We start from the raw sequence: 23,839 nt of genomic DNA, 5'->3' as shown, positions 1-23,839 counted from the left end.
TTTAGTTTTATTCTCATTAAGCGCCTTATCGGCGTGTACAAAAACCGCATCAATGTCAAACATACCAACCGGCACAAGATCAGATATTCCCGCGAGGGATACGTTAAGCTACCTGGCTCTGGGCGATTCCTATACCATTGGCCAGTCGGTTGATGAACATGATGCTTTTCCATACAAACTTGCCGGGCAATTGCCGGGACATAAAATAACCGGGCCAACCATTATAGCCCGAACTGGCTGGACAACCCAGCAGTTGATATCCGCTATTGATGACAGCGATGTCAAAAACAAAACCTACGACATAGTGACCCTGCTTATTGGCGTGAACGACCAGTACGGCGGCGGCAGCCAGGCCGATTATCGCGTTAAGTTTGTGCAGGTTTTAAATACGGCCATCAAGTTGGCCAAAGGCGATACAAAGCATGTTTTTGTATTATCCATACCCGATTATGGAGTAACACCATTTGCACATGGCGATGACGCACGTATTGGTAAAGAGATTGATCAGTTTAATGATATTAACCGGCAGGAGAGTGCCAACGCGGGTGTTAACTATACGGATATCACCGCTATATCCAAACTGGCAGCCAACAACAGATCGCTTATTGCCGATGACGGTTTACATCCATCCGCCACTATGTACCAGATGTGGGTTGATAAACTGAAACTGGTTGTTTTGGATGCCCTGGAAAAGAAATAATATTATAATAAAAAAGGTGTACCATTTGGTACACCTTTTTTATTATATGGGTAAGTATAATTAACCTACAAGGTAATTCCAGCCATAAGTATCGGGCGCGTTACCGTATTTAATGGCATCAAGCGTTGCTAAAACTTTTTGAGAGAACTCACGTGTTTTTGGATCGCTCAGGAAATATTCCTCGCCATCAACACTTATAGAGCCTACTGAAGCAATAGTAGCGGCGGTACCTGCGCCAAAAGCATCGGTCAGTTTGCCGTTTTTGGCACCTTCAATAATTTCGGCTACAGAAACTTTGCGGGTTTCAACCGGGATGCCCCATTCTTTTGCTAAAGCGATAACGGTATCGCGCGTTACGCCATCCAATATAGTATCCTTTGCTTCGGCAGTAATCAATACGCCATCCAATAGGAACATAGCGTTGGCTGCGCCCATTTCTTCAATGTATTTATGCTCTTTGGCATCGGTCCATATCAGTTGGTCAAAACCTTCTTCTGCGGCTTTGCGGGCTGGTAACATGGCGCTGCCATAATTGCCGGCTGCTTTGGCATAACCCATACCGCCTTCGGCAGCGCGGGTATAATGTGTTTCGATTTTAACACGCAGTGTTTTTGAGAAATACGGTCCAACGGGGCCTGCAATTACCATATACTTATAGGTAGCAGATGGAGTTACGCCCAGGAACGGATCTGTAGCGAACATAAACGGGCGGATGTATAAAGCATGATTAGCTTTAGCAGGCACCCACTCGCGGTCGATATCAACCACGGCGGCCATACTTTGTAAAAATATTTCTTCGGGTAGTGTCGGCATGCACAAACGTTCGGCCGATTTGTTGAAGCGGATAGCGTTTTTATCCGGACGGAAAATAGTTACTTTTCCATCGGCATGTTTGTAGGCTTTTAGCCCTTCAAAAAATGCCTGTCCGTAATGCAGTGCAGAAATAGCAGGACTAACCCCAATTTCGCCGTACGGAATGACCTGCAGGTTCTTCCATTCACCATCGGCATAATCAGCCACAAACATGTGGTCAGAAAATGTTTTTCCGAATGGTAAGTTGTCAAAATCCGTTTCAGCTAAACGGGAATGTGCGGTTTTGGTGATCTTGATGTCCAGCGTCTCAGTCATGGCCTTATGTGTTTATAATTTAGAAAATGGCAAGTTAGGAATTTTTTTATGGAATCGGGATAAGGAATTGATAGTTAGGCCAATTTTCGGGGATTGTTGCATATTATGACAGGAAATTAACGGAGGGGTAAATGGCAGTTGGTTATGGCAAAAAAACAAGTTTGTCATTCTGAGCGTAGCGAAGAATCTAATCAGCGAATAGATCCTTCGTTCCTCAGGATGACAAGCTTGTTTTTTAATTTACTATAGGAATAGCTTCTTACACCGTCAGCTTCTTATACTTAATACGCTTAGGTGCTATATCGCCCAGGCGTTTTTTGCGGTTTTCTTCGTAGTCGGTATAGTTGCCTTCAAAGAAGTATACCTGCGAGTTGCCCTCGAAAGCCAGGATGTGGGTACAGATACGGTCAAGGAACCAGCGGTCGTGACTGATCACTACAGCGCAGCCGCCAAAGTTTTCCAACGCTTCTTCCAGTGCGCGCAGTGTGTTTACATCGATATCATTAGTAGGCTCATCCAGCAACAGCACGTTCGATCCTTTTTTGAGGGTGATGGAAAGATGCACTCGGTTACGTTCACCACCTGATAATACACCTACTTTTTTCTGCTGATCGGCACCGTTAAAGTTGAATTTGGATACATAGGCCCTGGAATTTAGCGGACGGTTGCCCACCATAATGGTCTCCAACCCGCCGGTTACGTTTTCCCAAACAGATTTGTTGGGGTCAAGGTCATCATGCATCTGGTCCACATAACCCAAAGCCACAGTTTCACCTACACGGAAGGTCCCCGCATCCGGTTTATCCTGGCCGGTGATCAAGCGGAACAGCGTGGTTTTACCAGCGCCGTTTGGCCCGATGATACCCACAATGCCTGCCGGCGGTAAGGAGAAGCTTAGGTTATCAAACAATAATTTATCGCCATATGATTTACTTACGCCATTGGCCTCAATCACCACATTACCCAAACGCGGGCCCGGTGGAATGAACAGTTCCAGCTTTTCTTCGCGTTCCTTGGTTTCTTCTGAGGCCAATTTTTCATAATTACCTAAACGGGCTTTTGATTTGGCGTGGCGACCTTTCGGACCCATGCGTACCCATTCCAGCTCGCGCTCCAGGGTTTTCTGGCGTTTGCTTTCGCTCTTTTCTTCCTGCGCCAGGCGTTTGGCTTTCTGGTCGAGCCATGAAGAATAGTTGCCTTTCCATGGAATACCTTCACCACGGTCGAGTTCCAGGATCCAACCGGCTACGTTATCCAGAAAGTAACGGTCGTGCGTTACGGCAATCACGGTACCTTTATATTGTTGTAAATGCTGCTCCAGCCAATCGATCGACTCAGCATCCAGGTGGTTGGTAGGCTCATCCAGCAACAATACATCCGGTTCTTTCAACAAAAGACGACAAAGTGCTACACGACGGCGCTCACCACCAGATAGTACCGCGATTTTAGTATCGGGTTCTGGGCAGCGCAGGGCATCCATGGCACGCTCCAGCTTGGTATCCAGTTCCCAGGCGTTCACGGCGTCTATCTGGTCCTGCAGTTCGCCCTGGCGGGCCATCAGCTTATCCATTTTATCAGCGTCGCTATAATATTCTTCCAGGCCAAATTTCTCGTTGATCTCCTCGTATTCCTTTAATAAGGCGGTAGTTTCGGCAACGCCTTCTTCCACTACTTCGCGCACGGTTTTTTCGGGATCAAGTTCGGGCTCCTGGCTCAGGTAGCCTACGGTATATCCCGGCGAAAAAACAACCTCGCCTATATTGGTTTTATCAATTCCTGCTATAATTTTTAATAAGGACGACTTACCCGAACCGTTTAAACCGATAACGCCAATTTTGGCGCCATAGAAAAACGAGAGGTAAATGTTTTTTAAAACTGTTTTTTGCGGAGGGTAGATCTTACTAACCCCAGCCATTGAAAATATGATCTTTTCGTCTGCCATATAATTGATTAAAAAAGAAATTCAAATATGGTTAAAATTGGCGGATTCCCCGAAAAGCTGACACATATAATATCTTATTTGCAGATCTCACCAAAACGCTAAATCATTTCAATATTCCCGATCGACGATTCAGTGACGGTTTTTGCTGCTTCACTCAGAAAACTACCTCATGGCACTTTACCTGCCGGTAGTTTTGCGCCATCAAAATAATAACAAATAGTATAGAAAAATGAAAAACACACATGCAATGACATTGGCGGGCTTAGGATTTGGAGCAATTGCTGATCATGTTAAAATGAGATTTGGATTAAAAGGAAGTATAATGAAAGCCCTGTTTGCTCTTTTGCTTTGGGTAATATCTACCTTGAATGTATCGGCTCAAAAATCTACCGTATTGGATGCCTTTTCCAAACATGGTATTGACGCGAAGATCCTCAATCCCGACTATCTTCAGCAACCCGATAATTACACCTATGAACTGAAACAAACCACCATAGCCGCGGGAAAAGAAACGGTGATTGACGCCAAGTTTGATCCATCCGGTGCGAAGGGTGAGGAGTGGACGGTGACTGCTGTAAATGGAAAAAATCCATCTAAGTCTGATATCAATTCCTTCCGGAAAAGTCAGAATAAAGAGTCGGCATCCAACAAAACAGATGATGCAAGTTATAAGGTGGAGAAAGAAACCTCAGGTTCGCTGGTGATCAGTTATAAGCTTGATCCTGCCGGTATTGCCAAAGACGCCTCCTTCATGAAGGATTGCCGGTTTTACATGACCATTAACCTGGGCACCAAGGAGCTGGAGCAAGTAGAAGCGCTGAATGAAAAGCCGCTGAAAATTAAAATACTCAATGCCGAAAAGTTTGACCTGGTACAAAAATATATCATGGACGACCAGGCGAAACGCTATTTTGCCACTAATCAAAATCTCAATATCCTGGCTAAATTTCTGGGACAGCAAGTTAATGTGCAAACCATTACCGAATACTCCAACTATTCCAAAAAATAACCGGTGGATCTGGTTTATCGGAAAATTAGAAATTGATATAACCGCTCTTTGGGGCTTCTGAATCAGGCAGGAGCCCTATTGGTGTTTTAATAGCTAATGAATGGCATGACGCACAGCCAACTCCCGGCGTCGCCTCTTAATACACGCGTCATTGCGAGCGCAGCGTGGCAATCCCCGACTTACAGAGCCGTCCTGCATATCGGGGATTGCCACGTCGTTCCTCCTCGCAATGACGCGTGGAGAGAAGATGTTTCTGTTCCCACCCTCTATGCGCGAAGCGGAGAGAGGGGTAAAAACGCAGCGATGTCGGGGTGAGTCGGCACGGCATCGAACGTCCTGATCAGTAATCCAGCCAGCTTTTAAATAAAGGAGCTTTTGTCCGGCTCACTATAATAGCCTCGTCTATGCAATTTTTCACCTGGAGCTTTAATTTGCTGTTAAAATAGTTATGCACCTTTTCGATAGAATTGGCATGCAGAATGTACTGGCGGTTTACCCTGAAGAAGTTTTTAGGTTCCAGTTCCTGTTCCAGCGTTTCCAGGGTTTGCGGTACCACCATTTGTTCGCCATTAAACAGGTTGGCATAAGTAATGGTTAGGTGCGAATAGAAAAACGCAATATCCTCTATGTTGACTTTTCTATAGCCATCGCGGTAGGGCAGAAAAAAACGGGTGCGGTATGTTTTAGGCTGCATTTGCCTTAGTAATTCTTCGATCAGGGGCGATTGCTGATAGGAGCGCTGTACGGAATTTTCAAACTTGGCGATGGCAGCCTCTAACTCATCCTTTTCAACCGGCTTGAGCAAATAATCTATACTGTTATATTTAAAGGCCTGCACCGCATATTCGTCATAAGCGGTTGTAAAGATTACCGGGCATTTTACATCTGCCAGGTTAAAAACCTCAAAACTTACACCATCTGCCAGTCGGATATCCATGAGGATCAGATCAGGATCTTCGTTTTCGGCAAGCCAGTCTACCGTTTTTTTAACACTGGTTAAAATATCCAGGATCACTGCATTCGGCCTGATGTTGAGCATCAGACGCTGTATCCTGTCGGCGTTAAGCTGCTCATCTTCCAGGATCAGTATCTTTTTTATACCATTCATTTGATCAGGGGTACTTTTATCGTAAAAGTGTTATCTGTTTTTTCTATCACGGGTTTTCTATCGCTTAACAGTGCATAACGACTGACAATATTTTCTAAACCAATACCGGTTGATTCGGGCTTTTTTATCAGCGGTAATAAGTTATTGGACACCAGCAGTTCTTCGTCATCAGTAGTGTAAATATCGATAATCAAAGGATTTTCTTTTTCGGTGCGGTTATACTTTAGGGCGTTTTCGATGAATAGCTGAAGTGTGACCGGCGGAATAAGCATATCCAGCTTTGATCTGTCAATATTTACACGAAAGATACTTCCGCCGCCCATGCGATAGTTGATCAAAAAAAGATAGGCATCCAGAAATTTGAGTTCTTCGCGCAGGGAGATCAATTCTTTTTTGGCGTTAACCAGCAGGTACCGGTATACTTTGGCGAAATTCTCGGTATAATCATACCCCAGTTGCTGATCCCTCAATATCAATTCTGAAAGCACGCTCAGGTTATTGAAAACAAAATGGGGGTCGAGCTGCAGCTTCAATGCCTGCAATTCTGTTTCGGCTGCCAGTTGTTTGTTCTGGGCTGCTTTAATTTCAAACTCTGCTGCCTGCATGGTAGCTGTTTTCCAGTTCCTGAGTAAAAAATCGCCGGTATTTAAGGCGCTGATCATTAAAGCCCAGAATATAATGGAAAGAAAGGCGTATACCGTTTCTCTTAAACCAACATATGGATAATGCGCATTTATAGCATCACTAAATAATAAATAGATGATCACATAGATGACTGCCAAACAAAATACAAGAAACAAAACACCAAGGATCTGGAACAGCGTTTGGGTCAACAGGCGTTTTATGGGGTGAAGCATCCACGGTATCCTCTTGTTGAGCTTTCTGTCGATGTATAAACTTAGTTCAAAAAGGACGGCACAAAATATAAGGTTGGTCAAAACGTCGGCCCATATCCTTAAAGCTGGCAAGTGAACGTAATCTCTCCAATACGTAAAGGGAAATATGATGAATAAAGTAGCATATGAACCTACAAAAGTGAATGTGATGAGGGCTACACTCTTTGCTTTGATCTTTTTCATCGTGTTAAATATTCCCCCTATGTGTTTTATCTGCCATATATGAGTAAAAAGATAAATTCAAATATGATTAAAATTGGCAGATTACCAGTAAAAAGGCAGTGTATATCTTATTTTTGTAGTGAACGTTGAGTATCAGGATTATTGCGCATACTTGTTAAATAATTATTGCGTTAAACTTAAACAATACAGCAACTGTTGGGGTTCTTTATACGTATATTGTATAGGTAGTGTGGAAATTGTTGCAATGCCTAAATGTCATGCTTGATGACGAAATTACCAGTTATGGCCGGCTTGCCTATAAAAATTGTTAATATGTTTAAACTATTTTGAATTTTTTGTATCAAACAGGTGTATTTGATTTGTATATTGTAAAATAATTCAGCAATCCGTTGAATTTTTTGATAAAAGTTGCATAATAAAGCTAAACTTTAATAGCTTGCGTATCATATCAATGTCTGTTTCTGCAAACCATTAAATGTTGGCAATATTGTTGATAAATGTTAAGTCAAGCGTCGTGGTTTGTAAAAACAAAATTAATAGATTAGGACGTTCATAAATAGAAAGGTATATATGGAAGCTAAATTTTCGCCGAGGGTTAAAGATGTTATTCAATATAGCAGGGAAGAGGCTTTACGCCTGGGGCACGACTATATCGGGACCGAACATCTTTTACTGGGGCTTATCCGGGATGGTGACGGAGTTGCAATTAAATTGCTGAAAGGTTTGAACGTTGATACCGCCAAACTGCGCCGCGCTGTTGAAGATGCCGTAAAAGGAACTATTGGAACAAACGTACATATTGGCAGTATCCCATTAACTAAACAAGCCGAGAAAGTACTAAAGATAACTTATCTTGAAGCCAAGATATTTAAAAGCGATGTAATTGGAACCGAGCACTTGCTGCTGTCCATACTTCGCGATGAGGACAACATAGCTTCGCAGATACTGATGCAGTTTAATGTAAACTATGAAGTATTTAAAGGAGAAGTAGAATCGCACAAAAATGATGTGACTGACGAAATGCCCGGTTCACCAACCGGCGGCGACGACGACTTTAAAGAAGAAGAAGCTTTTAGCCAGCCTAAAAAGGTATCGGACATCAAATCAAAAACACCTGTGTTGGACAACTTTGGTCGCGATTTAACCCGTGCCGCCGAAGATGGAAAGCTCGACCCGATTGTTGGTCGCGAAAAAGAGATCGAAAGGGTATCACAGATCTTATCACGCCGTAAAAAGAACAACCCTATATTAATAGGTGAACCAGGTGTTGGTAAATCGGCCATTGCCGAAGGTTTGGCGTTGCGTATTGTTCAGCGTAAAGTATCACGCGTATTGTTTAACAAACGTGTAGTTACGCTTGACCTGGCTTCATTGGTTGCCGGTACAAAATACCGCGGTCAGTTTGAAGAACGCATGAAAGCGGTAATGAACGAACTGGAAAAATCACCCGATGTTATTTTATTTATTGATGAGATACATACTATAGTAGGTGCAGGTGGCGCTTCAGGCTCGCTTGATGCCTCCAACATGTTTAAACCTGCCTTGGCCAGGGGCGAGATCCAATGCATTGGCGCAACTACTTTAGATGAGTACCGCCAGTACATCGAGAAAGATGGCGCGCTCGACCGTCGTTTCCAGAAAGTAATGGTTGAACCAGCTACTCCTGTTGAAACTATCGAGATCCTGAACCGCATTAAAGAAAAATACGAAGAGCACCACGGTGTAACTTATACCCCGGAAGCGATCAATGCCTGCGTTAACTTAACTACCCGTTATATTACCGACAGGTTTTTACCAGACAAAGCTATTGATGCTTTGGATGAATCGGGCTCACGTGTTCACTTAACCAATATCCACGTGCCGCAAAATATACTGGATATTGAGCAAAAGATCGAACAGATCAAGATCGAGAAAAACAAGGTTGTTCGTAGCCAGAAATACGAAGAAGCAGCTCAGTTACGCGATACGGAAAAAAATCTGTTAGTTGAGCTGGATCAGGCTAAAGCATTGTGGGAAGCCGAAACAAAATCAAAACGTTACACCGTAACCGAAGATAATGTTGCCGAGGTGGTATCCATGATGACCGGTATCCCGGTACAACGTGTAGGCCAGGCCGACAGCCAGAAACTGCTGCACATGGCTGATACCGTTGGCAGCAAGATCATTGGTCAGGAAGATGCGATCAAGAAATTGACCCGTGCCATTCAACGTACCCGTGCCGGACTGAAAGATCCTAAAAAACCAATCGGTTCGTTCATATTCTTAGGCCCAACAGGTGTTGGTAAAACCGAGCTGGCCAAAGAGCTTGCCCGCTTTATGTTTGATACTGAAGACGCGCTGATACAAATTGATATGAGCGAGTACATGGAGAAATTCGCGGTATCACGTTTGGTAGGAGCGCCTCCGGGTTACGTGGGTTATGAAGAAGGCGGACAGCTGACTGAAAAAGTGCGTCGTAAACCTTATGCTGTTGTATTGCTGGATGAGATTGAAAAAGCTCACCCTGATGTGTTCAACATCCTGTTACAGGTATTGGATGAAGGACAGCTGACCGACTCATTGGGCCGCAAGGTTGACTTCAGGAACACCATCATTATCATGACATCCAACATCGGTGCCCGCCAGTTGAAAGACTTTGGTCAGGGTGTGGGTTTCAGCACCAATGCTAAAAACCTGCAAGCCGATATGCACTCACGCGGTGTTATCGAAAATGCCTTGAAACGTGCTTTTGCACCAGAGTTTTTGAACCGTATTGATGATGTGATCGTGTTTAATTCATTAGGTAAAGACGAGATCTTCAAAATTATCGATATCGAACTGGCATTCCTGTTTAGCCGTGTAAATGGTTTAGGTTTCAAAATTGAACTTACCGAAGCCGCTAAGGAGTTTATTGCCGATAAAGGTTACGATTCGCAGTTTGGTGCACGTCCGTTAAAACGTGCTATTCAGAAATACCTGGAAGACCCAATTGCCGAAGAAATATTGAAAGGTGAACTGAGCGAAGGCGATATCATGGCAGTTGATTATGATAAAGAAGCCGGCGAGATCAAGATCATTGATAAAAAAGGCGAAAGCAAAAAACCAGAACAGGAAGAACAGAAATAATTGGTCTTCTTTTAGATAATCAAAACCCGGTCACAAGCCGGGTTTTTTGTTTTATAACTTATTTTCGGGGAATAGGTTCATAATCAACCGGCAGCATTTCGGCAAAGCGGTATGATGTCCAGTCGCCTTCAAAAACAATACTGCGCGGGTTGTGGATAATGCCGTTGTTATCAAAAAAGGCGTAAGCTTCATGCTCGTCGAGGGTAGCTATGGATGTGGCAACATCCGATGCGTCTGGGGTGCGATCGGGGTTACTGTTGGCTTTTTTGTTGTACATAATATACAGGCAATCATTAAAACTCAACGCGAATAAGCCGGGCTGATCGGTACGTTTGGCAAAGGCGTTCACATCAAGCGGCTGCTTGATGAGTGTTTGCAGATATTTGTTTTTGCTATCAAACGGACCGCCTTTATATTCGGGATTAGGTTTGCGCATGAGTTTGAAAACCTCAAAACCTTCCTGCAATAATTGATTAGTAATTATGGTACGCAGAAAATGCATTGGCGAACCCAGGTAAGCGGTTTGTCTTTTCTTTTTCCACTTGCGCATTTTGGAGCTGCTGCCTGCCAGATCTTCAAATACCGATATGCCGTCGTAATACAAGAAACCCTTGGTTGGGTCGTAAGTGAATTGATTGAGCTTATATTTTATTTTGTAGCCCAGGGCCTTATTCTCTATCTCCAAAAAATCATAGGATGATGCCTGGAGTATACGTGTTTTAGCATCAAATTCCAGATCGAGTTGATCGGGGTTAAGTATTTTGCATTGTGCTGCGTTGGCCGATGTGCCGAGGAACTGATGTTTAAATATGTCATAATATTTCCCCCAGTCGGGGTTGGGCTTAATTTTTACTTCTTTAAGTTCAATAGTTTTGGGAAGCAAAGCAATCTCGGGCATAATGACATTGCTGTTAACCACACTGATAGTTTTATTATAGGTTTCATAACCAATAACAGATACAATAAGATCATACTGACCTGGTCGTACATTACCAAGAACGAAAGAGCCATCGGCAGAAGTTTTATTGCCTGCGCTGGCATTATTTAAAAAAACACTGGCATCAGGTATCGGTTTTTTGTCGTTAAGGTTGATCACTTTGCCGCTGATCTTTAACTGGGCAAAACAAAACGATGGGGATAAGAGTATTAATAGCAAGAGGAACTTCTGCATATTTAAAGGTAAACTAAAAAAATAGTTTAATGTAGTAAAATTTCTATTACGGACAGAATTATAACGTTATTATAATATAAAAATAAAATAACCTAAAAAACGTTAAACCTTTTAATGACATTTGTGTCTTTACTAAATATTAATATCAACACATTCATTTATGAAAAAAATCTTGACTCTCGTTTGCTGCACCGTCTTATTAGCAGCAACATCTTGTACTAAAAAATACATTACACCTGGTGCCAAAACAATTTTTACAAATATCACTACAGATATGTGGCGCGTGGATAATAGTAATGCCCAAGGTTCTGTACATGGGTATACCGTAGATGTACCCGTACCAGATATTACTGATTATTATAACGATAATGGAGCAGTATTAGCTTATATCGATTATGGAGATGGCTCATATGAGCAAATACCTAATGTTTATGATAATGTTACCTTTAGGGTTACTTATTATACCGCCGGGCATTTATATATTGATGCCCAGAGTGCAACTGGCGCCGTTCCTGCAAATCCAGGACCTCTTAAACTTAAAATAGTTTTAGTGCCATAAGGATTAACTTAAAGAATTCAATAAAAAAAGCTCCCTGAATTACAGGGGGCTTTTTTTATTAAATTCTTTACTTAACAAATAAGCCGCACATCAATTTGTTGGGATATTGAATGTTTTGCTTAATGAAAATACAGATCAACCTCCTGGCCGCTAACTACGGTAGTGTGCTGCCCAACATCGGTTACAACATTATAAGGAATGAAATTCAGGGCAACCACGGTAGGTCTCCTGCCGCCACCGGTTAATACCTGAATACCTGTCATATTACATGAACCATTCGGATAGTTGGAAGATTGTTGCATATTATAGGCTTCCATGGTTTCAAATATGTATTGCATCTCTGGTACATTGTTTACCGTTATGCTGTTATTATCCGGATAATAATGAATGCGGTGTGGTCCTGGAGCTGTGGGGTTGTCAACTTCCCAAAATTTAGATGTGTAATTATAATTTCCTCCGGTTGCGGCAGTTCCGCTCATGTTTCCCGTTAAGCCGGTACCGGGAGTAACAGTTATTGGCGTGCCATAAAATACGGGGCAGGTTTGGCAGGATACATACCAGTTATTAATTACCCAATAATTACCACCAAACCGGCCATTGTTGCCATATTGTAAAACCGGCTGCAGAATATGTGAGGTAGCGCTAAAGCCATCCTGTAATCCGTTAAACAGATATAGTAATTGGCCATTGTTTGCCGGAGGATTAGAAGGCACTATCCAATCGGTTGAAAATCCGGTTATGCCAGCTACAGGCACATTGTTTTGCGCATAGGTGATCCAACCCGAACCCAATCCCGGGAATGCGGAAGTGCTCAGGCTAGTTGTTTTCTTTGATTGCTCCGCATTTTTCTGTATTTGTAATTGGTCGCCAAAGTCCTCAGCCACTTTGCCTGTTTGGCTTTGAACTTTTACCAGGCGGTTTCCCTGGTAGGTTAGGGCGTACCCGCTTTCTATTTGATGCACCTGTGATGCAGGCCGCGCCCCAAATGGTGTAATCACCATATCTTGTTGTGCGCTGGCCGCTTTTTGATCATCAGCGGGTTGATTAATTGGGGTCATCGCTGATTTTTTACAGCCAAAAGAAAAAAACGCGACAAATAGTACAATGCCGCATAAGGTTGCAGAAGTGTTTTTCATAAATAGGTTTTTAATGTTAGATAATGATGTTTGCCGGCCAATTGGTTAATATTGACTGACTTAGGTAGATATTTAATACCTAAGTTAAAAAACTATAATTATAATTTATAGATATTTATGAAAATATAATCTATTATTAATAGATATAGGAGGGGGGGGTATTATTAATGCAGAAAAGACTTACGAAGTTTAACTCAATGATGTTTGTTTTTAATGGTTTCGTTGAGGCCATTTTAAAACTTCGTAAGTCTGAAAATGAGTAGTTCTTTATTTTTCCATTTGCTCAATAACCGCCTGGGTTACGCCGGTGAAGGAGAAGCCGCCATCATGGAAAAGGTTTTGCATGGTTACCATACGGGTAAGATCGCTGAACAGGGTTACACAGTAATCGGCACACTGATCGGCACTGGCATTACCCAGCGGACTCATCTTTTCGGCATAGTTAACAAAACCGTCAAAGCCTTTTATCCCCGATCCTGCCGTGGTGCGGGTAGGCGATTGCGATACCGTGTTGATACGCACCTGTTTTTTGATACCATACTGATAACCAAAGTTACGGGCTATGCTTTCCAGGTAAGCCTTGTTATCGGCCATATCATTATAATCTGGGAATACACGCTGGGCCGCGATATAGGTTAGGGCCACTACGGATCCCCATTCATTAATCACATCCATTTTCATGGCTGCCTGCAATATGCGGTGCAAGCTCAGGGCCGATATATCCAGGCCTTTATGCGTAAAGTCATAATTGTTTTCGGTGTAATGGATACTTTTGCGCACGTTAACGCTCATGCCAATAGAGTGTAAAATAAAATCGACACCACCATTAAAATGTTCCTGTGTTTTGGTGAGCAGGTTGTTAATGTCGTCGCCGTTGGTAACATCGGCGGCAATAACCGGGGCATTGCATTCTTCGGCCAGTTTATTGAGCTCGCCCATACGCAAGGCGATGGGTGCGTTGGAAAGTACAATTTCGGCGCCTTCCTGTACAGCGCGTTGTGCCACCTTCCAGGCTATGGATTGATCATTCAGGGCACCAAAAATGATCCCCTTTTTACCTTTTAATAAATTATAAGCCATGTTTTGAGTTTTTATAATTGGATGTGAAATTATAGTTATTGGTCGGCTAATGAGAATTTGATGGAAACAGAGGTCTTAAGACTTACTGGATGGCCATTTTCAATTCCTGGTTTCCATCTTGGGCTATTCATTAAAAGATTTAGGATTTCTTCATCACATCCGTAGCCAATTCCTTTTTGTACCATAAAATTATTTAAACGGCCATCGTTTTGTACAGTAAATGCAACTTCAACAGTGCCTTCAATATTATTCTTTATGGCCTTGTCCGGATATGACAGGCTTTTTTTAACGTACAATAAAAAGCGTTCATTTCCGCCTGGAAATTCTGGCGTTTGTGAAACAAAAAGAAATGGACGATCATTTGTTGATACGTTAATAGAAGGAATTGCTTTGGACGCAATCCGTTTAGCGGTAACTTCAATTGGATTCTCTGAATTTAAATCCAATATCTTTTCCGATGGCAAGATAAGGATCATTAGCCGGCTCCCTTTATTATAATATTTTTGTCTTCCGTAATTGATACCATCAACTGTTATAGTATCGTTTACCATAAGTCCATTCAACGTAAACAGGCCGTCATTATCAGTAATTGTACCCAGCCATATTTTCTCACCGTTAGGACGTTTTTGTTGTGACCGCACGGCAATATGTGGAACGGGTGTGCCATTACTACCTATAACTACTCCTCTTAAATTAACTGTGTCCTGGCTTATAGTTGTATTTTGGGCAGAGGAAGAAAAGCAAAAAAACAGGAATAGAAAAAGCAAGGTCAAAGATATTTTCATATGTTGATAGGTTTAAAAAAGCATCATCATTTATAGATCACTAATTATTCAGCAATTCCCTTGCATTTTGCAGTGCGCTTTCACCAGGTTTATCACCACTCAGCATTTTGGCAATTTCCAGTACACGCTCTGGCTGATCCAGTTGTTTGATGCGGGTATAGGTAGTTGCTGCCGAATCATCTTTGTAAACAAAATAGTGATTTTGGCCTTTGCTGGCTATTTGCGGCAGGTGGGTTATGGTGATCACTTGCAGATTATCGGCCAGGTGCTCCATGATTTGCCCAACTTTATTGGCCACTTCGCCGGATACGCCCGTATCTATCTCGTCAAAAATAATGGTTGGCAAGGCGGTGTATTGCGCAATGAGCGATTTAATGCTCAGCATCAGCCGGGAAAGCTCACCGCCCGATGCCACCTTGCTCATCTCGGCCAGGGCATGACCTTTGTTTGCCGAAAACAGAAATTTGATGTAGTCGGCACCGGTTGCACCAAGTGTTACAGAAGATGAATTGCCGGAGCCCTCTTTTTCAGCTCCCCCTTTAGGGGGCAGGGGGGCATGCTCAATCTTCAATGCCGAATTGCCCATACCCATTTCGGCCAGAGTTGCCAGTACCTGTTTTTCAATTGCCGGAATGGCTTTTATACGGTTGGCGGTTAATTGTGCTGCCAGTTTTTCCAGCTCGCTTCTATCGGCAATTAATTGTTTTTGCAGTTGCTCTACAGCCTCATCACTAAATAATACTTTCTGTATTTTGTCCGACAGATCATCCTGGATAGCCAATAGCTCGGCATTGGTATTTACCCGGTGTTTTTTCTGTAGATTATAGATCAGGCTCAGGCGGGTATTGATCTCCTCAACCCGGACCTCGTTGGTTTGGGTACGTTGTTCGATGGTTTCAATTTCAGCAGCGATATCCTTGAGTTCGATGATGGTACTGCTTAATCTTTGATGCAGCTCTTCTATCTGGGTATCAAATTTTTCGAGATTGCCCAGTTGCTGGCCTGCTTCTTTTAACTGTGTTAATGCCGATGCCTCGCTTTCCTGTATCAGGTAGTAGGCGCCAAAAAGATTGCGTTTTATTTCTTCGGCATTGTTTAATGCGTATAACTCTTTTTCCAGCAGCTCCTGTTCATCAGGATGCAGCGCGACTTTTTCCAATTCATCAAACTGAAACTGGAAGTAATCCAGATCGGTTTTGGCTTTTTCACTGTCGGTTATCAATTCGTTAAGGCGCGCAACGGATTTTCGGTAAGCCTTATATTTAGTTTGATAATCACTCAGCAGCTCATCATGTTTGGCAACCGAATCAACTACCAGCAATTGAAATTCCGGATCGTTTATTTCAAGCGTGGCATGCTGGGAGTGAATATCGATCAGTTTTTCGCCCAGTTGTTTCAACGCGGTCAAATTAACCGGTGTGTCATTCACAAAAGCTCTGGACTTGCCATCGGCAGATATTTCACGGCGCAGAACGGTTTCGGCTTCATAATCCAGGTCGTTGTCTTCAAAAAACGATTTCAGATGAAAGCCGTCAATTTTAAACAAGCCTTCAATAACGCATTTTTTTTGCTGATTAAAAAAGTAACGACTCTCGGCCCGTTGCCCTAAAATGAGCGACAATGCACCCAGGATGATCGATTTACCCGCACCGGTTTCGCCGGTAAGGATGTTTAATCCCTTACCAAAACTTATCTCCAGGTTATCAATTAAAGCGTAGTTGTTGATGGTTAGCTTTTGAAGCATAAAAAAAGTGTCCTTATTTTATTAAGGACACTAAATTACGAAATTCGATGTATTGGGATAATAATAAAACTATCTATTAGTGGTATCGGCCTTAGCGTCAGAATCGTATTTGTTATCGTACTTATAATCGTATTGATAGTTATAAGCCTGTTTACGATATTCTTCCATCTTTTTCTTAAAAGCAGGGCTGTTGGTGTATTCGTGTAATCTTTTTGAGGCCTGTTCAAGCAGTTCCTTCTCTTTTTTCAACTCCGGATTGTTTTGGTACGACCGCATTTGCTCGCCCAACTTTCTCATTTCGGCCTGCTGTTCCTTCATCTGCGGGTTACTATAAGCCTTTCTCATGCTGTCGCCCATCATTCTTAGTTCGGCTTGTTTTTTACGAAACTCCGGCGAATCATATTTGGCGCGCATTTGTTCGCCCATCTTTTTCATTTCGTCGGTTTGTTGTTTTATCTCGGCTGGTATTTTGCTTTGCAACTCATCCTGGTATTTGCGATAATTTTCGTCTTTGCTATCATCAATATAATTATGGTTGTGGGGTATGCCGTATTTCTTTTCCAGTTGCTCGTTCATCTGCTTAAACTCCTGACTTTTAAAATAGGCTCCCATTTTTTCGCCTGCTTGCCGCATTTTTTCGCTAAGCTCTTTGGTTTCACTGCCATCACCCACTTCTTTTTGATATTCAGCGGCAATTTTCTGCTGGCGTTCCTGCAATTGTTTCATTTCCGGGCGATTATAATAATCGGCCATGGCCTGGCCTTTCTGTTGAAGCAATTCAGATTGCCTTTTAAAGTCGGCGCTGTTATAATATTTACTCATGGCTTCGGCATGTTTGGTTACCTCGGCGGTTAAGCGGTTTAGTTCGGCATCGTTAAGGCCGTATCTCTCGGCCATGTGTTTTTCATGATTGGCCTGGTTTTCTTTTGCCTTTTTATAAGCTACTACTTTTTTCGATTTTACTGCTGATTTACGGATAGTGTCAATTGGTTCGGCGATAACTTTTGGGAAAGCCAGTTTTTTGATAGAAAGTTTTCCGTTTTTGATGGTTGGGTTTAACCATGCTATGCTACTTATGCTGGCGGCCATTATAGCAACGGCCACAAGCAGGTGGCGTATGTTGCCCATTGGTTTTGTTGTTTTCATGATACGTTCAATTCTGGTTAATAAAGGATATTTTTTGCTGGTAGCAGCCAATGCCAGTCGCAGATCTGTATGCCGGGTTTGCTCTAATTTTAAAAGGGCCTGGGCATATATTAATGGTTGAGCGGTGGTTTGCACTACCAGATCGTCGCAGCGGTTTTCGCGCTCCTGGTTTATGAGTTTGTTAATTAATTGGGCAAAGGGATTAAAGAAAAGCAATACGGTTATCAGCTGCTGAATCATATTCAGCAGGTAATCGTTCCGTTTAATATGTGATAGCTCGTGTAATAAGATAGCCTCGATCTCGGTTGCCGTCAGGTATGTGGTAAGCGTGATAGGTAAAAGGATAATAGGTTTAAAATAACCGATCATGCAAGGCACATCTACCATGCGGCTGAAATTTACGCTTACATATTTATGGATACACAGCTTTTTGCAAAGGTTATCAACGTAGATCTGTACTTCATCGGCAGGGATCATGGTGTTTTTAATAAGACTTAACTTTTGCAGGTTAAGGCCCATTCGTAACAGGTTAAACACAAGGCCGGCAAAGTATAATGCCGAAACATAGGGCAGGTATCCCTCAATAATGTAATTTAAGCGGGCTGCGGGGATAGCATGTGTAGCAGCGTTTAACGGAAAATCAAAGTGCGGCAACAAGCCTGGTGAAGTAACCGCGGCCAGATCAACCCATACATGTTGTTGTATCTGCACTGCAAATGTGTAGATAAACCAGGTGCAGATGGTAAAAATACCCGTCATGCCCAGGTTATGTTTTTTCACCGACGACATGGACGGCGCACAAGTGAACAACAAGTGCAATACAAACCATACCAATAATCCCTGCCACAAGGAGTGGATGATGGTGATGCCTAAAACCTGGCTTATGTTGTAGAACAGATTTTCCATGATTGTTTATTTTTTATCCTGATCAAATTGGTTAAGGAAATTTTTAATAGCGTCGATCTCATCGGCCGATGCCCGGTGCTGGCCCAGCGCCTGTATCACCAGATCGGATGTTGAACCTTTAAATACAGTAGACAATATTTTATCCAAAGCGTTGCTTTGCGCCTGCTCCTGGGTAAATAATGCTTTATACAGATGCGTTTTTGATGTGGTGTCGCGCTCAACCAAACCTTTGTCGTGCATAATCTGCATCAGCTTTAGCGTAGTAGTATAACCGGCATCCTTGGTTTGGGCCAGTTGCTCGTGCACATCGCGCACGGTACATTGGCCTTTATTCCAGATCACCTGTAATATCTCCAGCTCGCTTTCTGTTGGTTTTATATCCATGTTGTTTCTTAATACGAATTTCTTCGTACAAATATCTACGATGAATTTCGTATTTGCAAGAATTTTGTGAAAATAATTTTTGAGGAGGAGGAAATCGGGATTATAGAGTCCACTTGGGGTCTATGGAGCGGGTAATCGCTCCTGAAAAGACAGGATTGAATTTGAAAGCATGGGAGTGTGCGATTCCCTCCCTCGGGAGGGGCAGGGAGGGGTTTTAAGCCACCTGCATCACGAAGAAACCCCTCCCTGCTACCACACTATCCATCACACCCCTCCCGAGGGAGGGAATCTTAGCTGCAAAATAGCCCCTCTGCCACTTGATAGACCATGCCTCTGAAAGTGTCAAAAAGTGGGTTTACATGTAAACCCACTTTTTGACACTTTATTTTATATAATTATTTGATTTACAGTTATATAACTCGATTTTAACCATAAAAAGTGTAAACCCATGTAAACCCACTTTTACAAGACGGCCAACTTGTTCAGGAGTTACCTTGCTTAGCGCGAAGTAGGACTGGTACCCTGCAGGGTTTGGTACTTATTACCATTGGCCGGATCGGCCTGTACCAGTATATTCATGGCCTGCAAACGATCCTGGGGCTCGGCCTTGGTAAATAGCGATACCAGTTCATCGCTTTTGGCGGTATAAAATATAAGCGGGAGCATAGCGCCCACGCGTAGCCTGTCAACCTGTTGTAGAGATGGCAAAAAGGAGGAGATAGCTTTAAGCGCTTTAGAGGTATTATCGGTCATGATATCCAAACCATTGCGATGATAATCATACAGAAAGCTGCGCAGGGGAGCATAAGCTTTATTGTTGAGGTTTTCGCATAGCCAATACCGGTTAATGTTTCCGTCAAAAGCTTTCCAGCCACGGTACGACCCGGTTTGCGCGTTATTGATCACCGTTTGCGCTGCCGCAAAATAGGGCGATCCGCCGTAAGGTGAAAACGTGTCATAATCAAGCCCGATGATCACGTAGGCATAAAACGCCATGATGGAACTCAGGTTACTCTGAAAACTCTGGTCGGTATAATCAATGGTTTGGCCTTCGTTATAAATAAAATCAACATCCTTATCAGTCAGGTTGATAATGGTAGAGTTATACGTTGAGCCATAAACCGGTCGTGAGGATTGTACCTGGAGCTCGCCGCTAAAATTGCTGCTGCCATCCCAGTTGGTAATGTTCAATACAAAATTACAATCTATCCTTTCCTGGGGTTGTATAGGATCGGCACTCCATTTACGGCCATTCAAAAAATCCTTCATGGCTGTTTCCAGTGTCTGAAAGATACGCTTGTTGCTGCCCTGTATTTTGGGCGAAAGCACCTGTACCCGCGCGTTAAGATCCTGGGCTGCAACCCTGAAACCTGCGAGGGTTAAAATGATATAAAAGAATATTTTTTTCATCTGTTGATGAGTTGGGCAACTTTAAGGCAAATGTCTTGCGCCACAGCTTCCTTACTTTTAAGTTCAAATACTGTTTTTTGAAGGTCGCGGTCAATAATGGTTACCTTGTTGGTGTCCTTTTTGAAACCGGCCCCGGCGTCGTTAAGCGAATTTAGCACAATAAAATCAAGATTTTTTCTTTGCAGCTTGCTTATTGCATTTTGTTCTTCGTCATTAGTTTCCAGGGCAAAACCAACCAGTATTTGATCCGGTGTTTTTTGCTCGCCCAGGTATTTTAAAATATCGGTAGTTTTTTTGAGTTCGATGCTGAAGCCGCTATCCTGCTTTTTGATCTTTTGCTCGGCCACATGCACAGGGGTATAGTCGGCCACTGCAGCGCTCATGATACAGGCTTTGGCGGTTTTAAAGTTGCTCTCACAGGCGGCTAGCATCTCTGCTGCCGAAGTTACGTTTATCCGTTTGATGTTTTGCTGATGGCTTACTTCTGCCGAAGGACCGCTGATTAATGTAACATCGGCTCCCATAGCGGCCAGTTCATCGGCAATGGCAAAGCCCATTTTACCGGAGGAATGATTACCGATGAAACGTACCGGATCAATAGCCTCATACGTAGGACCGGCGGTAACCACAATATTATGATTGGCTAAAAGGAGTTTTTTTTTTAGGGTTGATGATAAAAAGGCAACGATCTCATCAGGCTCGGCCATCCGACCCTCGCCGTATAAACCGCTGGCCAGCTCTCCCGATCCGGGGGCTATCAATACATTGCCAAAGGATTGCAGCCTGGTAACGTTTTGACGGGTAGCCGGATGCAGCCACATATCCAGATCCATAGCGGGTGCAAAATACACAGGGCACTTGGCCGATAGATAAACTGCCAGCAGCAAATTATCGCAAATACCATTGGCCATTTTGGCCAGGGTATTGGCACTTGCCGGAGCTATGATCAGCATATCGGCCCATAAACCCAACTCCACGTGATTGTTCCACTCGCCGGTATCCGGCTTAAAATAGTTAACGTGCACAGGATTTTTGGAAAGGGTAGCGAGGGTAAGCGGGGTAATAAAATGAGTGGCATCTTGCGTCATCACCACTTTTACATGCGCGCCTGCTTTAACCAATAATCTAACCAACAGGGCCGATTTATAAGCGGCTATGCTACCGCAAACACCCAGTACTATATTTTTACCTTCTAACATTTAAATTAAAGTCAAAATTCAAAAGTCAAAAGAATTCTGACTTCGCTGTGTGAAGATACATAAAAAATAAAAGTCAAAATTCAAAAACGCCTATGCAAGCAATTTTGAATTTTGACTTTTAGCTTTTGACTTGAAAAAGAGCTTACGCTTCCTTAGTAGGGTTACGGTAGTAAACCTTATCGTCTAAAAATTCCTGAACGGCTACCAATGATGGTTTTGGCAGTTTCTCGTAATATTTAGAGATCTCGATTTGCTCGCGGTTTTCAAAAACTTCTTCCAGGTTGTCATTTGATGATGCAAACTCAGAAAGCTTTTGGTGTAACTCTTCTTTGATATTGTTTGATATCTGGTTCGCTCTTTTTGACATAATTACAAGCGACTCATATATATTGTTAGTGTTTACATCCAGCTCGCGTAAATCGCGGGTTACAGTGCTGCTCGCTACTGCTGGTTTGTTCGTGTTATTTGCTGTCATATATCAATTTTTTTAATATGGTATTTTTTGTTGCTGGTTCTTTTCTGATGGCGGTTGTGTTTTTAAGGTATCTTTTCCTTTTTCCGCTAATTTTTTGGCTACTCTGTCGTTGCTTAAAGCCTCGGCAAGAATGCGTTTGGCATTCTGAATGCCGCGCTCACTATCTTTGGCTAATGCTTTTACATCGTGACCGTAGGCACTATTTGGATATTTTTCGTTAAACTGATTGGCGTAAACCTCGGCCTGGGTATAACGATCTTCCTGTTTGTATTCCAAACTATGATAGGCGTATAAATATTGTGCCTTAACGGTAAGATACTCCATTTCTTCGGCATACTTGGTATCCGGGTAATCACGTAACGCATTATTAAAGGCGATTACCGCCGATTGATAATCGCTGATGGTTAAATATAACTTAGCATTAGCATAAGCCTTTGTTTCCAGCTTATCGCGCAGGTTTTGTATCAGCTTGCTTGCTTCGGTAACACGGTCGCTTTTAGGGTATAAGTTAATAAACAACTGTAATGCCTCGATAGCTTTCATGGTATTATCCTGGTCAAGCGAGTATATAGGCGAATCCAGGTAATAGCAATAAGCCGAGAAGAAACGGCATTCTTCGGCCCGGGTACTTGATGGATAGGTATCGGCAAAGGTTTTGAAGTGATATCTTGCAGATGTATAGTCCTTCAGCTTATAGTTGGTGAAGGCATAATAATAAAATAGGTCTTCCGCCTCAGCACGTCCGCGATAACGCTCAACCAGCACCTCAAATAAGCCCAAAGCCTTGTTATAATCTTTTTGATTATAGTATTTGATGGCCTCCTGGTATTTTTTGGCGTAATCGTTACTTGCTTTTAACTTTTCGTATTTGCTTTTACAACTGCCCAATGTAATAATTAACAGAGCTAAAACACTGGCTAATAACGTAAGTTGCTTTTTAAACATTTTGCAAAGATAGGTGAATAATATAAATCAGTCAATTATTTATTTATCAGCGAATATATAACGTGTTTCCTGCTCCTTATGTATATAACAAACTATTTAACATCTTTTAACGATTGGGCTCGTGTAGATAGCTTGGATAGTTTGGTCAAATTCTGCCCGGACTAGTGAAATGGGGTAGTATACTATATAGTATATAAGCAGAAAAATAGCGTCATGTTTTTCTTGAACTATCAGCTATGTGCATCCTGTTATATATAGCATAGATAAGTGCCGAATAAAATCTCTTTTATTTAGTCGGTGAAGCGGCCTATACAACTACCCTATATATAGTATATAAGTAACATAAGCAAGGTTGGGGTTGTATTGCTTAAAAATACCGGGTAAATGGCGACTTTATTAACAAAGATGAGCCGCCATAGTTGATTTTATAGGTAAATACCCGATTTACACATCTGGGGAATAAAATTTCTTGCTGATTATTAACACCTTATGCACACGTGTTAAGTATTTGTTAAAAACAGTTTGCGAAATTGATTTCTATGCATACCTTTGCAGCCCGCAAACGAGGAAGCGGGGTTGTTCTTAGAAAGGTTACTGAAGAGGTTTTTGAAGAGAGATAAGTGAAATTGAAAGACAAAAAATAAAGCCAAAAAAACTTCAAATAAAATTTCGGATTTCAAAAAAGGTTTCGCACCTTTGCAGCCCGCTGAGGAGGAAGAGAAAAGGGAAAGAGAGGCGGTCAAAACTTAGAATAAAAAAAAGAAAAAAAAGTTTTGGAAATAAGAAAAAGGTTTCTACCTTTGCACTCCCGAAACGAAGGAAAGAAAA

The 23,839-nt window shown here is 42.4% G+C and carries 19 protein-coding genes; 4 read left to right on the top strand and 15 right to left on the bottom strand.

Annotation, left to right across the window (positions count from 1 at the left end; all coding sequences use genetic code 11):
- Positions 1-52 precede the first annotated feature (52 nt).
- Positions 53-700 carry an SGNH/GDSL hydrolase family protein gene (locus FHW89_RS23280; protein WP_253952309.1) on the top strand — a complete coding sequence of 216 codons (648 nt, stop codon included), beginning with the start codon at positions 53-55 and terminating at the stop codon, positions 698-700.
- 60 nt (positions 701-760) lie between these two features.
- Here FHW89_RS23280 and FHW89_RS23275 read toward each other — a convergent pair whose 3' ends face one another.
- Positions 761-1,828 carry a branched-chain amino acid aminotransferase gene (locus tag FHW89_RS23275; RefSeq protein WP_166091646.1) on the bottom strand — a complete coding sequence of 356 codons (1,068 nt, stop codon included), beginning with the start codon at positions 1,826-1,828 and terminating at the stop codon, positions 761-763.
- A gap of 259 nt (positions 1,829-2,087) precedes the next feature.
- The gene (gene ettA, locus FHW89_RS23270; protein ID WP_172337462.1) at positions 2,088-3,770 is read right to left on the bottom strand and encodes an energy-dependent translational throttle protein EttA; all 1,683 of its coding nucleotides are present in this window, start codon (positions 3,768-3,770) and stop codon (positions 2,088-2,090) included.
- 229 nt (positions 3,771-3,999) lie between these two features.
- Between ettA and FHW89_RS23265 the strand changes: the two genes are divergently transcribed.
- A complete protein-coding gene (locus FHW89_RS23265) occupies positions 4,000-4,779 on the top strand; it encodes a hypothetical protein (protein ID WP_172337461.1) in 780 nt (259 codons plus the stop codon).
- A gap of 340 nt (positions 4,780-5,119) precedes the next feature.
- On the opposite strand, the gene FHW89_RS23260 is transcribed toward FHW89_RS23265, so the two are convergent.
- Positions 5,120-5,887, bottom strand: coding sequence for a LytTR family DNA-binding domain-containing protein (locus tag FHW89_RS23260; RefSeq protein ID WP_172337460.1), 768 nt, complete (start codon positions 5,885-5,887; stop codon positions 5,120-5,122).
- Positions 5,884-6,966: a sensor histidine kinase gene (locus tag FHW89_RS23255; RefSeq protein WP_172337459.1), complete on the bottom strand. Its 1,083-nt coding sequence runs from the start codon at positions 6,964-6,966 to the stop codon at positions 5,884-5,886. Before FHW89_RS23255 ends, FHW89_RS23260 begins: the two co-directional genes overlap by 4 nt.
- A gap of 570 nt (positions 6,967-7,536) precedes the next feature.
- Here FHW89_RS23255 and FHW89_RS23250 point away from each other — a divergent pair.
- Complete coding sequence (locus tag FHW89_RS23250) at positions 7,537-10,071, top strand: ATP-dependent Clp protease ATP-binding subunit (RefSeq protein WP_172337458.1); 2,535 nt, start codon at positions 7,537-7,539, stop codon at positions 10,069-10,071.
- 58 nt (positions 10,072-10,129) lie between these two features.
- Here the strand turns inward: FHW89_RS23250 and FHW89_RS23245 are convergent, their stop codons facing one another.
- The gene (locus FHW89_RS23245) at positions 10,130-11,242 is read right to left on the bottom strand and encodes a carboxypeptidase-like regulatory domain-containing protein (RefSeq protein ID WP_172337457.1); all 1,113 of its coding nucleotides are present in this window, start codon (positions 11,240-11,242) and stop codon (positions 10,130-10,132) included.
- A 160-nt stretch (positions 11,243-11,402) separates the two neighbouring features.
- Between FHW89_RS23245 and FHW89_RS23240 the strand changes: the two genes are divergently transcribed.
- Entirely contained in the window at positions 11,403-11,801 is a 399-nt protein-coding gene (locus tag FHW89_RS23240; RefSeq protein ID WP_172337456.1) for a hypothetical protein, read from the top strand.
- A 119-nt stretch (positions 11,802-11,920) separates the two neighbouring features.
- Here the strand turns inward: FHW89_RS23240 and FHW89_RS23235 are convergent, their stop codons facing one another.
- The 10 genes from FHW89_RS23235 to FHW89_RS23190 all read right to left on the bottom strand — a co-directional run bounded on the left by FHW89_RS23235 (position 11,921) and on the right by FHW89_RS23190 (position 23,011).
- Positions 11,921-12,937 carry a hypothetical protein gene (locus FHW89_RS23235; protein WP_172337455.1) on the bottom strand — a complete coding sequence of 339 codons (1,017 nt, stop codon included), beginning with the start codon at positions 12,935-12,937 and terminating at the stop codon, positions 11,921-11,923.
- A gap of 267 nt (positions 12,938-13,204) precedes the next feature.
- Positions 13,205-14,017, bottom strand: a complete 813-nt coding sequence (locus FHW89_RS23230; protein ID WP_172337454.1) for an enoyl-ACP reductase — start codon at positions 14,015-14,017, stop codon at positions 13,205-13,207.
- 35 nt (positions 14,018-14,052) lie between these two features.
- Positions 14,053-14,802, bottom strand: a complete 750-nt coding sequence (locus FHW89_RS23225) for a TonB family protein (protein WP_172337453.1) — start codon at positions 14,800-14,802, stop codon at positions 14,053-14,055.
- 40 nt (positions 14,803-14,842) lie between these two features.
- On the bottom strand, positions 14,843-16,546 hold the full coding sequence (recN, locus tag FHW89_RS23220; protein WP_172337452.1) for a DNA repair protein RecN: 1,704 nt from the start codon (positions 16,544-16,546) through the stop codon (positions 14,843-14,845).
- Positions 16,547-16,615: 69 nt separating this feature from the next.
- Complete coding sequence (locus FHW89_RS23215) at positions 16,616-18,598, bottom strand: M56 family metallopeptidase (protein ID WP_172337451.1); 1,983 nt, start codon at positions 18,596-18,598, stop codon at positions 16,616-16,618.
- Positions 18,599-18,604: 6 nt separating this feature from the next.
- Positions 18,605-18,982, bottom strand: coding sequence for a BlaI/MecI/CopY family transcriptional regulator (locus FHW89_RS23210; protein WP_172337450.1), 378 nt, complete (start codon positions 18,980-18,982; stop codon positions 18,605-18,607).
- A gap of 498 nt (positions 18,983-19,480) precedes the next feature.
- Entirely contained in the window at positions 19,481-20,392 is a 912-nt protein-coding gene (locus FHW89_RS23205; RefSeq protein ID WP_172337449.1) for a DUF4835 family protein, read from the bottom strand.
- Positions 20,389-21,591 carry a bifunctional phosphopantothenoylcysteine decarboxylase/phosphopantothenate--cysteine ligase CoaBC gene (gene coaBC / locus FHW89_RS23200; protein WP_172337448.1) on the bottom strand — a complete coding sequence of 401 codons (1,203 nt, stop codon included), beginning with the start codon at positions 21,589-21,591 and terminating at the stop codon, positions 20,389-20,391. The genes FHW89_RS23205 and coaBC overlap by 4 nt, the downstream gene beginning before the upstream one ends.
- 142 nt (positions 21,592-21,733) lie before the next feature.
- A complete protein-coding gene (locus FHW89_RS23195; protein WP_172337447.1) occupies positions 21,734-22,066 on the bottom strand; it encodes a DNA-directed RNA polymerase subunit omega in 333 nt (110 codons plus the stop codon).
- 12 nt (positions 22,067-22,078) lie between these two features.
- Positions 22,079-23,011, bottom strand: coding sequence for an outer membrane protein assembly factor BamD (locus tag FHW89_RS23190; protein WP_172337446.1), 933 nt, complete (start codon positions 23,009-23,011; stop codon positions 22,079-22,081).
- Between the last annotated feature and the right edge of the window lie 828 nt (positions 23,012-23,839).

The sequence above is a fragment of the Mucilaginibacter sp. SG564 genome (assembly GCF_013149275.1).
Classification (GTDB): Bacteria; Bacteroidota; Bacteroidia; order Sphingobacteriales; family Sphingobacteriaceae; genus Mucilaginibacter.
The sequence above is the reverse complement of the archived record's forward strand: the minus strand, read 5'-3'. Positions and strand labels throughout refer to the sequence as shown.

Coding starts and splice junctions, on each gene's coding strand:
- coaBC (WP_172337448.1), bottom strand. CDS start 21,591: ATGTTAGAAGGTAAAAATATAGTACTGGGTGTTTGCGGTAGCATAGCC.
- FHW89_RS23275 (WP_166091646.1), bottom strand. CDS start 1,828: ATGACTGAGACGCTGGACATCAAGATCACCAAAACCGCACATTCCCGT.
- FHW89_RS23225 (WP_172337453.1), bottom strand. CDS start 14,802: ATGAAAATATCTTTGACCTTGCTTTTTCTATTCCTGTTTTTTTGCTTT.
- FHW89_RS23280 (WP_253952309.1), top strand. CDS start 53: ATGTCAAACATACCAACCGGCACAAGATCAGATATTCCCGCGAGGGAT.
- FHW89_RS23205 (WP_172337449.1), bottom strand. CDS start 20,392: ATGAAAAAAATATTCTTTTATATCATTTTAACCCTCGCAGGTTTCAGG.
- FHW89_RS23245 (WP_172337457.1), bottom strand. CDS start 11,242: ATGCAGAAGTTCCTCTTGCTATTAATACTCTTATCCCCATCGTTTTGT.
- FHW89_RS23240 (WP_172337456.1), top strand. CDS start 11,403: ATGAAAAAAATCTTGACTCTCGTTTGCTGCACCGTCTTATTAGCAGCA.
- ettA (WP_172337462.1), bottom strand. CDS start 3,770: ATGGCAGACGAAAAGATCATATTTTCAATGGCTGGGGTTAGTAAGATC.
- FHW89_RS23210 (WP_172337450.1), bottom strand. CDS start 18,982: ATGGATATAAAACCAACAGAAAGCGAGCTGGAGATATTACAGGTGATC.
- FHW89_RS23255 (WP_172337459.1), bottom strand. CDS start 6,966: ATGAAAAAGATCAAAGCAAAGAGTGTAGCCCTCATCACATTCACTTTT.
- recN (WP_172337452.1), bottom strand. CDS start 16,546: ATGCTTCAAAAGCTAACCATCAACAACTACGCTTTAATTGATAACCTG.
- FHW89_RS23195 (WP_172337447.1), bottom strand. CDS start 22,066: ATGACAGCAAATAACACGAACAAACCAGCAGTAGCGAGCAGCACTGTA.
- FHW89_RS23265 (WP_172337461.1), top strand. CDS start 4,000: ATGAAAAACACACATGCAATGACATTGGCGGGCTTAGGATTTGGAGCA.
- FHW89_RS23250 (WP_172337458.1), top strand. CDS start 7,537: ATGGAAGCTAAATTTTCGCCGAGGGTTAAAGATGTTATTCAATATAGC.
- FHW89_RS23235 (WP_172337455.1), bottom strand. CDS start 12,937: ATGAAAAACACTTCTGCAACCTTATGCGGCATTGTACTATTTGTCGCG.
- FHW89_RS23190 (WP_172337446.1), bottom strand. CDS start 23,011: ATGTTTAAAAAGCAACTTACGTTATTAGCCAGTGTTTTAGCTCTGTTA.
- FHW89_RS23215 (WP_172337451.1), bottom strand. CDS start 18,598: ATGGAAAATCTGTTCTACAACATAAGCCAGGTTTTAGGCATCACCATC.
- FHW89_RS23260 (WP_172337460.1), bottom strand. CDS start 5,887: ATGAATGGTATAAAAAAGATACTGATCCTGGAAGATGAGCAGCTTAAC.
- FHW89_RS23230 (WP_172337454.1), bottom strand. CDS start 14,017: ATGGCTTATAATTTATTAAAAGGTAAAAAGGGGATCATTTTTGGTGCC.